Genomic DNA, 591 nt, shown 5'->3' on the forward strand with positions numbered 1-591 from the left:
CCACGGTGGCAAAATCTTCTGGCGTCAGAAACATGGTTTACCCCCGGAAGCGGTGCTGGTTCTCAAGGAACCACTGGTAAGTACTGGCGAGACCCGCCTCCAGCGTCACCTCGTGATACCAGCCCAGCTGATGCAGACGTGACACATCCAGCAGCTTACGCGGCGTACCGTCAGGCTTGCTGGCGTCAAACACCACCCGGCCCTTGTAACCCACCACTTTGGCGAGGGTTTGCGCCAGTTCACGAATGGTGCAGTCCACGCCGGTGCCGACGTTAATGTGCGACAGCATCGGCCCGGTGTTCCCCAGCCACACGTCGCGGTCGAGCTCCATCACGTGAATGCTGGCCGCAGCCATGTCATCGACGTGCAGGAATTCACGCATTGGCGTCCCGCTGCCCCATACCACCACATCTGCGGCATTTTCCTGGGTCGCTTCGTGGAAACGGCGCAGCAGCGCCGGGATCACGTGCGAATTGCTCGGGTGGAAATTGTCATGCGGACCGTACAGGTTGGTCGGCATCACCGAACGGTAGTCGCGGTTATGCTGCCGGTTATACGATTCACACAGCTTGATCCCGGCGATTTTGGCGA

General features: G+C 59.9%; 1 protein-coding gene. It reads right to left on the bottom strand.

All coding sequences use genetic code 11. The features are described from left to right. Positions 1–37 precede the first annotated feature (37 nt). Positions 38–591 (bottom strand): NAD-dependent epimerase/dehydratase family protein (locus ACG0Z5_RS23845; RefSeq protein ID WP_394451652.1); only part of this gene is annotated, 554 nt, incomplete at its 5' end.

Source organism: Scandinavium sp. M-37, assembly GCF_043558715.1.
Classification (GTDB): domain Bacteria; phylum Pseudomonadota; class Gammaproteobacteria; order Enterobacterales; family Enterobacteriaceae; genus Scandinavium; species Scandinavium vulneris_A.